Source organism: Candidatus Latescibacter sp. (genome assembly GCA_030692375.1).
Lineage (GTDB): Bacteria > Latescibacterota > Latescibacteria > Latescibacterales > Latescibacteraceae > JAUYCD01.
Map to the genome: position 1 here is coordinate 1 of JAUYCD010000056.1, position 9,093 is coordinate 9,093.

A 9,093-nucleotide genomic window follows, 5' to 3' on the forward strand; every position below is an offset into this window, starting at 1 on the left:
CCGGATGTAAAAGAGTAGCGGAATCCCGATTCTTCAAGCGTTATAAGCGGAAAAGAAACAGAATAATGACGAATATAAGGCATATTTTCTTTGGCGGATATTAGCTGTAAATTATCCGCACCTATAATGTCCTCAAAACTGGGGATATTCCCACAAAGATCGGGATCATAATGATGATAAATCAATGCTTTGATTTGATTAGGCGAGATACCGGTCTGAAGTATTTTCATTAAGACAGTGGGAAAATCGGGGCGGCTTCCGCTGTCAATCAATACCGCCTCGCCATTATCGATAATAAGATAAGGATTACAATGCAGGTTTAATTCCATGTCATAGAATCCAACCCAATAAACATCATCAGCAATTTTTATTGGCTGGTCATAATTGAGGTTGAAGTTTATATTGCGATTCATGGATACACTCCTATCGGTGAGGTATTCCGTTTTTAACTGATTACTTATTCCTCCATATTCTGGGAAAGAATCGTATTTATTAAACAGTTACTATTGGAAATACAAAAACTTATTTAAGGGAGCTGTGAAAGAGTGTTTTCACATACCCCGGAATTGAAATATGTTATCTTTTTGCTATCAAGGGCATATAAATCAGCACTACGTGCTGACACAGATCTTAACCTAATTTTAGATTTTTTCCACCTTTTTTAATAATATAATATATTATTCTGATATTCCCCATATCAAAATTATGAGTAGTTAAAATTCGCAACAAGCTTGATGATAAATCAATATTACATATTCAAAGTCCTTTTACAAGTATTTTCTGCATGGCGGATTAACACTTGAGGATATCGGCAAGATATTCAAGCTAACGCGCGAGCGTGTGCGTCAGATTAAAGAGAAGGCATTGAGTCGTCTCAGGCATCAGAGTAGAAGTAAAAAATTAAGAACATATTTTATTGATCTCGTCCCCGAACATTGATCCTGATGGTATGTTAGTAAAAGGATCATAGTTTTTCCAACGTTTGATGTTCTAAAAATACCCTACGATTATGAATACCCATTAAAACTTCATTGCGCCGGAATTCAGATGGTTTATGATCTTTGCAGTTATCGGCATCATAAGCGAGCAAAATGAAATTTACAACTGTTTCCCGGGCTGAGCAGATCGCCCAATATGTGGCAGGGGAAGCCGTGCTAGTAGATTGTCGGGCTGTCGATGGATGCGGGACGTGTGAGGAATATTGGATTCAAACGGTCTGAGGATGCAGTTGTCCCATTGCTCATTAATCTTGGAAATGTTATTGCTTGAAATAGCCTCTTTTAGACAAAATTTTGTTGACAAACCCACTTTTTTATACTATCGTTCCGGCAGGTTCACCTTTCATCAGATAAATGAACCTTTTTGAATTTTACATTCTTCAATAACTCCAAGTAATACAAGCAATTTCTGCCATATTCTCTATTTCCTCCGTTTCAATAATTTCCCTTTATGAAGTCGTTTGACTTTTTTCTTCCCGCATATCTTCCCTGCTTTTCATGACCTCCGATTTTTTTGCACCGATACCCCGTAATCCGCTGCTTCATCCTTCATCCTTCTCTTTTTTCCTACTTCCACTTCCTGATATCCTGAAACCAGCCTTTCTTTTTCTCCCCGAGGGGATTACGCAGGGTGTAGGAGTCTTCGTTCACAAACCGGACATCCTCGATGGTGTAGAACGCCTGGGGGTTGAACCGTTTGATGGAATCGATCACATCCGGGATGTCGGAGCGCTTGATGACGGTGAACAGAATTTTCACCTTGTCGAACAGGCCTTCGGCGTCCACTACAGTCACCCCGTAATTGCGGGATTTGAAATAGTCCAGAAGCTCCTGCGCCTCGTTTTTGGTGATGACCCGGATAAGAACGGTACCCAGCGCCATATGCTGCTCGATGTACATCCCGACGAAGTTGCCTGTCGCGAAACCTCCCGCATAGGCGATGTAGCAGAATACATTGGAGAGGTTCTTCATGATCTGGGTCACCGCAATAAGCCAGATAAGCACCTCGAAAAAGCCGCAGAAGGGCGCCAGCCAGCGGTAGCCCTTGGTGACAAAAATCACCCGCATGGTTCCGATGCTCACATCCACGATCCGTGAGCAGAAAATCAGGATAGGCAGTATGACATAGATAAAAGTATTCGAGTTAAAAAATACCGGCCAGTCCATAGAATGGTATCCTCTGAAATTTAAAAATAGAGACATCTCGCAAAGTTCGCGAAGAAAGACGGGAAGACAAGTTTGAGGAAAACACGAAAACAAGTGTATAAAATACGAAAATCAGAAGGTAAAAAGAAGAGGAAACGGGGGATTGTATTCAAGATGGATTTAGTGAGCTGCCTCACAAAGAGCTATCTCATTTTGCACCTTGAAATTCATCGATTCGTTTTGGAGAAGAGCCCTATTTTAACGAATTGCAATTTCCATTCTCTTGCCTAGTGCTGAAGCAAACTTTTCGAGAGTTGACAAGCGAATATCTTCGGCATGGTTTTCCATCCGTGAAACAGCTGATTTTTTAGTATGCAGCTTCTCAGCAATCTGCTGTTGTGTCAGCCCTGCCTCTTCTCTTGCCTGTTTTAATAAAACGCCTATTTTAAATGTCTCGTATCCTGCATCAAATCCTTCGTTAAAAGATTTGTCTGCTTTTTTGCGTTTTCCAATATATTTTTTTACATCACTCATAGTATCTTACTCCCGTTTTATTTTTGATGATCCCGTTTTCGAGTTTCAGCTAATTTGATATGTTTCATCGGAGTTTTACGTGTTTTCTTGATAAATGCATGATTCAGGATAAGTAAATTCTTTTTAGCAAAGAAGCCTAACAATCGAATTGACTTTCCACCACTCTGTATTCTGATCTCCCATAAATTATCAGTTCCGTCAATTTTTTTGAAGTATTTTGTGGGAACTATGTCGATTTCTTCAATTAGTTTCAAAACCCAAACTACCTTCTGTGCTGTTTTCCCTGGCAATGAATCCAAGAATTCTTCAACAGGACAGAAACAAGACTGGGTTTTATAAAATTGAAGTTCCCACATTTGTCAACAGTTTTTCTATATCAATACCGAACCCTTGAAAATAAATCATCATCAATTACTCTTCTTATATAAACAAAAGGTTATTCCATGTCAAGAAAAAATCTAATCCAAAGCACAGCATAATATTGAAGAAGAAAATCTGAATCTGATTTCTTTTCTTCGGGGCTTTGGACTTCGGACTATCTTCTCATCCTTTATCCTTCATTCTTGCTTTTTCCCCCCTTCATTCTTGCTTTTTCATGTCTCTTGCTATAATATAGAGGAACAATATCCCATTCGTTCTCATTCACAGGAGGTTGACAGAATATGTGGTTGAAAAAAGCCCTGTTTTTTGTATTTTTCCTCGCCGTTTCAGCCCCGGTACTCCAGGCTCAAATCACTTCGCAGGACATCCAGAAAGCCCTGAACAAAAACCTGCAGCATCCCTACTTGTATTTCACCGGAGAGGAAAAGCCCGCAATCCTGGAGCGGATAAAAAACGACCCGGAGTGCCGTGACATCATCGAGCGTATGCTGGCGGAAGCCAACCGCTACCTCTACACCCCGGTCAATCCCCAGGCGCCTATGGAGGAGAAAAACACCCGGTATTACAGCAACGGCGAATACGACAACTATTACTACAGCAACCGCAATGCGGCGTTCAGCCTGGCGTTCGTCTACCAGATGACCGGCGACCGGAAATACGCCCAGAAAGCGTTCGAGTTTGCCGAGGCGGTCTGCGACCTCCAGACCTGGGTGATCCGGGCGCACGAGTTCCCCATCATCTACAGCCGGGTCATGCCCTGGAATGTTCCCGACGACCAGGTTAATTTCACCTTCGACCATGTGACCGGCGACACAGCCCGCATGATGGCTGCTGTATACGACTGGCTCTATACCGGCCTGGACAAACCTCAGCGGGACCGTATCCGCGGCGCGCTCCTGGAAAAAGCCATCACCCGTGTGCGCGGTAACTACGAATACCACTGGTGGGCGGTATCATATCGCTGCAACTGGTGCGGAGTGTGCAATTCCGGGCTGGGGCTGGCTGCACTGGCGCTTTTGACCGAGGATCCGAAGCTCACCGATGTTGTCGCGGAGTCCTATAACCGCATCGGCAACATGCTCGGCCAGATCGACCAGGACGGCGGCTGGCAGGAAGGCTGCGGGTATTGGTATTACGGCGTCCATACCTCGGTCTATTTCGCCGATGCGCTGAAACGGCTTACCGGCGGGCAGTACAACCTTTTCAATCACCCCCGGCTGAAGACCAATACGGTCAATTTCCCGCTTTACTGCTACATTCCGCCCAACAAAACAGTGGATTTTGAGGATTCCGGCGGCGGCATGGTCGGAGCGAGCTTCTTCTACAACAAGCTGGCCGCGGAAACGGGGAGCCGTGAGGCGGCCTGGTTCAGCAAGAATCTCATGAGGAGCGGCGGCGATGTTTTCGACATCCTCTGGCCGAAAAGCAGCGTTGCGGCGGAATTGCCAAGGCAGACTTCGCTCCTCTTCCGGGGGATCGACTGGGCGGTCATGCGGAGCGATTTCACCGATCCGGGGAAAGTGATGGTAGCCTGCAAGGCGGGGTTCAATAACGATCCCCATCACGGCCACCTGGACTGCGGGCATTTCATCCTCTACTGGAACGGCCAGGGATATGTGGCCGAATCGGGGCACTCCGCATACGATGAAAAATACTTCGATGCAATACGGTATGAGTATCCCCAGGCATCCAGTATCGGCCACAACGTTGTGTTCGTGAACGGCGAAAAGCAGATCATCGCCAAGCTGAAAGACCAGCCCATGAAAGAGGGTATCGGCGGCCGGGTACTCCAGTTCCGCACCTCCAACGACCGTGATTACACCCTCATGGACCCGACCCATGCCTATCCGAACAGAGAACTGAAAGGCTGGCGGCGTCATATAACTCTGGAAAAACCGCTTATCACTGTGGTGCTGGATGAAGTGAAATCCGCTCCCGGCGCGGAGATCGAGGCAAGGTTCCATTCTGAGGTGACCCAGCGGGCGAAAAAGGGCTATATGCTCCTGGAAGGCGGGAAAGGCGACATGGCGCTGATTCCGGTGGTGGAGGACGAATTTTCCTTCAGGCCCGGGAAACACGCCATCCTTGCGGTGCAAAAAACCGCTGCTTTCAAATGGGTCCCCTATATCGGCACCGTGCTGAAAGCCACGAAGGAGGACACGGTCATGGCCGCTGTCATCCTGCCGGTGGCAAACGACGCCGAGGCGGAGGGGATTGTCAAATCGGTCAGGAAATCCTTCGACGGCTCCGGGAACTACACCCTGTCCTTCGCCAAGAGCGGAAAGACCTATACCTACAAGTACAAGAAGGGTCCCGACGGCCTGGTGATGGAATAAAAAAAGTGGCAGAGTAACAGAGTTAAATGTTGATAGATACTGAAACGAGTTCAGGATGACGCGGACTCTTCGACAGGCTCGGAGTCCGCTGACCGGGCACTGAGCTTGTCGAAGTGCACGTGTTATACGTTGGTTTTGGACTTGTTTCTGCATCTTTTTGAAAGAAACGCAATAACATTTTACGTCCCATAGTGTTCTTTGAGTCTTTCCATAAGGGGAAGTGTCGCATGAAATCCTGCTTAAGAAACATCCCTCTCTATACCTTAATATTTATCCTGTCCCTGCTCATTTTATCACCAAGCATTTATTCCGATGTAACATCCCGGGATATCGAGAAAGGGCTCCTTAAAGACCTTCGCCACCCTTATGTCTATTTTTCAGTCGAGGAACGTGATGCGCTCAAGGAACGGGTCAAAACCGATCCGTTGTGCAGCGATTTCATGCAGAGGCTTACCGCAGAGGCTAACCGCCTGCTCTATACCCCCGTTTCCGCTGCTGCCCCGGAAAGGTCTAAAAATCCGCGATTCGAGGCCTCCTATGTGTTTGAACAGTATCTCACCGACAACACCAATTTGGCCTATACCCTGGCGCTCGTCTACCAGATGACCGGCGAAAAAAAGTATGCGGAAAAGGCGTTCGAGTTCATCGACGCAGTTTGCGACCAGCCTACCTGGGTGCATGGCGCACATGAATTTCCGGTGATCTATGACCGGGTCTGGCCCTGGGGCGCGAGAGATGACCAGGTGGTTTTCAGCTACGCCCAGTGGACCGATCACCTGGTGTTCGATATCGCCGCGGTGTACGACTGGCTCTATCCGGCGCTGGAAAAACGCCAGCGTGACCGTATCCGGGGCGCTCTCCTGGAAAAGGCCATCCTCCGGGTGCGTGGCAACTACGATTACCACTGGTGGGCGGCGGCCTACCGCTGTAACTGGTGCGCGGTTCTGAACTCCAGCCTGGGGATCGCCTCCATAGCGCTCCTCTCCGAAGACCCCCAGCTTACCGATGTCATCGCCGAATCATACAACCGTATCGGCAGGGTTCTCGACCAGGTCGGTGACGGCGGTTGGGCGGAAGGGGTCAGCTACATGTCCTACATGCTCGATGAATCGCTAAGGTTCGCCGATGTGCTCAAGCGGGCCACCGGAGGCCAATGCAATCTGTACCGTCATCCACGGCTGAACGATGCGGTGAAAACCCTCCTCTATTGCCAGATACCGCCCGGACATTCGGTGCATTTCGGAGATTCAGGCGGAGGTGGAGTCGGTAATTATTCCCTTCTCAATCAGCTCATGGCGGAGACCGGAAACCGTCAGGCCGCCTGGCTCATGAAGAACCTGGGACTGGAGCGACCCGCCAGTCTCTTGGGCTGTATCCGACCTAAAAGCACTCTTGAGCCAGCACTTCCCCCGGAAACATCCATCCGTTTCCGCTCAGTGGACTGGGTCATCATGCGGAGCGATTTCATCGACCCGGACAAGGTAGTGATCGCCGCCAAGTGCGGGCCGAACAACGATCCGCATCACGGCCATCTGGACGCCGGGCATTTCACCCTCTCCTGGAATGGGCAGGAATTCATCTGCGACCACGGCAGCGCCGGATATGACAAGGCTTACTTCGACAAAGACCGCTGGGACTATCCCCTTGCGGCGAGCATCGGCCACAATGTGGTGCTGGTGAACGGCGAGCAGCAGTTCTGCAGCAAACTGAAAGACCAGCCCTGGAACGAGAGCATCGGCGGGCGGATAGTAGAGTTCCGGCCAGGGAAAAACCGAGACTACGCGCTCCTCGATCCGACCGGCGCTTATCCGGGGAAAGAGCTGAAAAGCTGGCGGCGGCATATCATCCTAGAAAAACCCCTTATCACCGTGGTGGTGGACGAGGTCGCTTCTGCCCCGGGTGCGGAAATCGAGGCGCGGTTCCATTCATCCGCCCAGCAGACGGTCAAGGGAAAGTACGTATCGTTGAAATCCGGCGGAAGTGAAATGGCGCTGATACCCGTTTTGGAGGGTGATTTCACACTGCGCCCAGGCAAGCATGCCATCATGATGGCGCAGAGGAACGCCAGTTTCCGCTGGGTGCCCTATTTTGGGACAGTGACCAGGGCGGGCAGTGAAAGAACCGTGCTCGCGACGATAATTGTACCGGTGAGCGGTGACGGCGAATCCGAACAGGTGATAAAGTCAACGAAGAGAACTTTTGACCCCGCCGGAAACCTTGTACTAACCTTCGAAAAGGGCGGCAGGAAGTACGAATACCGGTTCAGGAAAGGGGCGGAAGGGCTGGTGATGGAATAACCTCACCCCCGGCCCCTCTCCTAGCCAGGAGAGGGGTGACTCGTTACGAACCTTATTTTACCCTCTCCGAAAGACGTGTTATGTCCCGAAATACTCCCGTACTGAAAACTGCCCGATTTCTGCGGCGGAACATGACAGATACAGAAAAAATCCTGTGGCGCGCATTACGAAGCCGGAAACAGAACAATACCAAATTCCGCCGCCAGGTTCCTTTTGCTCTTGGCGAATATCATTTTGTAGCGGATTTTTATTGTCCGGAGAAGAAATTGATTATCGAAATTGATGGAAGCATTCATAGGGAAAATGATATCATTGAATACGATCGATTCCGGGAAGATATTTTTAAAATTGGACAATATCAGATTTTGAGATTCAGTAATGAGCAGATATTGAATTCGATTGCAAAAGTGCTGGATAAAATAAAAATAGCTCTAACCTCACCCGGCCTTCGGCCACCCTCTCCTAATTAGGAGAGGGTACGATAGGCGTAATCGAGTCACCCCTCTCCTGACTAGGAGAGGGGCCGGGGGTGAGGTAAAAAAGGAACCTCAATGACCCGAAAACACCCTCTCCGCACCCTTCTCATCTTGGCGGCTCTCGCTTTTATCGGTCTTTCCTCTGCGGGGAACACCGCCCAACCGAAACCAGCCCCCGTGAAAAACGATTTCACCATCCCGAAAATCACCGAAAACTGCCGCATCGACGGAGTCCTCGAAGAGCCGTTCTGGAAACGTGCGGGTGCCCTCGACGGCTTCCGGGTAGATGCCGACCCGGAGCGCATTCCTAAAGCAGGAACAAAGGTGAAGCTCGCCTTCGATGACCGGATGCTTTACCTTGCCTTTATGTGCGATGAACCAGGGCTTGCGGGGCATGGGAACGAATCCGAGGCGCAAAAGGCTTCAGCGCTCGCGGGTGATTCCTGCGAGTTTTCCCTCTTCTCAAGGCCGGAGACGCCCTACTACTCTCCTTATCTCCAGCGGCTCGACTACATGAACGCAAACGATGCAGTGCGAACCATGCGTCGTTTCACGATCACCCCCACAAATGTACGCACAGAAGCAAGGGTTTACAAGGTCAGGTCGCATACGCCCTACATCATTGACGATTCCTGGAGCTGCCCCTGGGAGAGCGCGGTGAAGTTCCCCGGCGACTGCTATGTCATGGAGATGGCGATCCCCTGGGAGCACATCGGCGGCCTGCCGCAGGCGGGGCACACTTTCCGGCTTAACTTCGTCCGCACCCGGGCGGCGCTCGGAAAGGAAACCTCCTGTTTCAACTGGTATACCGGGCAGAACATCAATGTAAGACCCTTCGATTCGGCTAATTTCATCCAGGAATACCCCACCATCTTCGCTTCGACCCGTGTGGAGCCGGACTGCATGGTGCTCTCCCGGTTCATCG

8 protein-coding genes and 1 pseudogene are annotated in these 9,093 nt (G+C 49.5%); 5 read left to right on the forward strand and 4 right to left on the reverse strand.

All coding sequences use genetic code 11. From position 1 onward, the window contains the following. A partial coding sequence (locus tag Q8O92_03745) for an MBL fold metallo-hydrolase (protein ID MDP2982425.1) occupies positions 1-413 on the reverse strand: 413 nt, incomplete at its 3' end. A gap of 367 nt (positions 414-780) precedes the next feature. Here Q8O92_03745 and Q8O92_03750 point away from each other — a divergent pair. Beyond that, positions 781-939: pseudogene (locus tag Q8O92_03750) on the forward strand (sigma factor-like helix-turn-helix DNA-binding protein). Positions 940-1,565: 626 nt separating this feature from the next. Here the strand turns inward: Q8O92_03750 and Q8O92_03755 are convergent. From Q8O92_03755 to Q8O92_03765, 3 genes are all read right to left on the reverse strand, one after another. Beyond that, entirely contained in the window at positions 1,566-2,165 is a 600-nt protein-coding gene (locus Q8O92_03755; GenBank protein MDP2982426.1) for a DUF2179 domain-containing protein, read from the reverse strand. Between the two features lie 237 nt (positions 2,166-2,402). Then, positions 2,403-2,678, reverse strand: a complete 276-nt coding sequence (locus tag Q8O92_03760; GenBank protein MDP2982427.1) for a helix-turn-helix transcriptional regulator — start codon at positions 2,676-2,678, stop codon at positions 2,403-2,405. A 17-nt stretch (positions 2,679-2,695) separates the two neighbouring features. Further along, positions 2,696-3,034 (reverse strand): type II toxin-antitoxin system RelE/ParE family toxin, encoded by a 339-nt coding sequence (locus Q8O92_03765; protein MDP2982428.1) that lies wholly within the window; start codon positions 3,032-3,034, stop codon positions 2,696-2,698. Between the two features lie 306 nt (positions 3,035-3,340). Here Q8O92_03765 and Q8O92_03770 point away from each other — a divergent pair, with 306 nt between their 5' ends. From Q8O92_03770 to Q8O92_03785, 4 genes are all read left to right on the forward strand, one after another. Beyond that, entirely contained in the window at positions 3,341-5,395 is a 2,055-nt protein-coding gene (locus Q8O92_03770) for a heparinase II/III family protein (GenBank protein ID MDP2982429.1), read from the forward strand. A 227-nt stretch (positions 5,396-5,622) separates the two neighbouring features. Beyond that, complete coding sequence (locus Q8O92_03775; protein MDP2982430.1) at positions 5,623-7,692, forward strand: heparinase II/III family protein; 2,070 nt, start codon at positions 5,623-5,625, stop codon at positions 7,690-7,692. An 80-nt stretch (positions 7,693-7,772) separates the two neighbouring features. Further along, positions 7,773-8,162 carry an endonuclease domain-containing protein gene (locus Q8O92_03780; protein ID MDP2982431.1) on the forward strand — a complete coding sequence of 130 codons (390 nt, stop codon included), beginning with the start codon at positions 7,773-7,775 and terminating at the stop codon, positions 8,160-8,162. A gap of 81 nt (positions 8,163-8,243) precedes the next feature. Further along, positions 8,244-9,093 (forward strand): hypothetical protein (locus Q8O92_03785; GenBank protein MDP2982432.1); only part of this gene is annotated, 850 nt, incomplete at its 3' end.

Coding starts and splice junctions, on each gene's coding strand:
- Q8O92_03770 (MDP2982429.1), top strand. CDS start 3,341: ATGTGGTTGAAAAAAGCCCTGTTTTTTGTATTTTTCCTCGCCGTTTCA.
- Q8O92_03765 (MDP2982428.1), bottom strand. CDS start 3,034: ATGTGGGAACTTCAATTTTATAAAACCCAGTCTTGTTTCTGTCCTGTT.
- Q8O92_03760 (MDP2982427.1), bottom strand. CDS start 2,678: ATGAGTGATGTAAAAAAATATATTGGAAAACGCAAAAAAGCAGACAAA.
- Q8O92_03780 (MDP2982431.1), top strand. CDS start 7,773: ATGTCCCGAAATACTCCCGTACTGAAAACTGCCCGATTTCTGCGGCGG.
- Q8O92_03755 (MDP2982426.1), bottom strand. CDS start 2,165: ATGGACTGGCCGGTATTTTTTAACTCGAATACTTTTATCTATGTCATA.
- Q8O92_03775 (MDP2982430.1), top strand. CDS start 5,623: ATGAAATCCTGCTTAAGAAACATCCCTCTCTATACCTTAATATTTATC.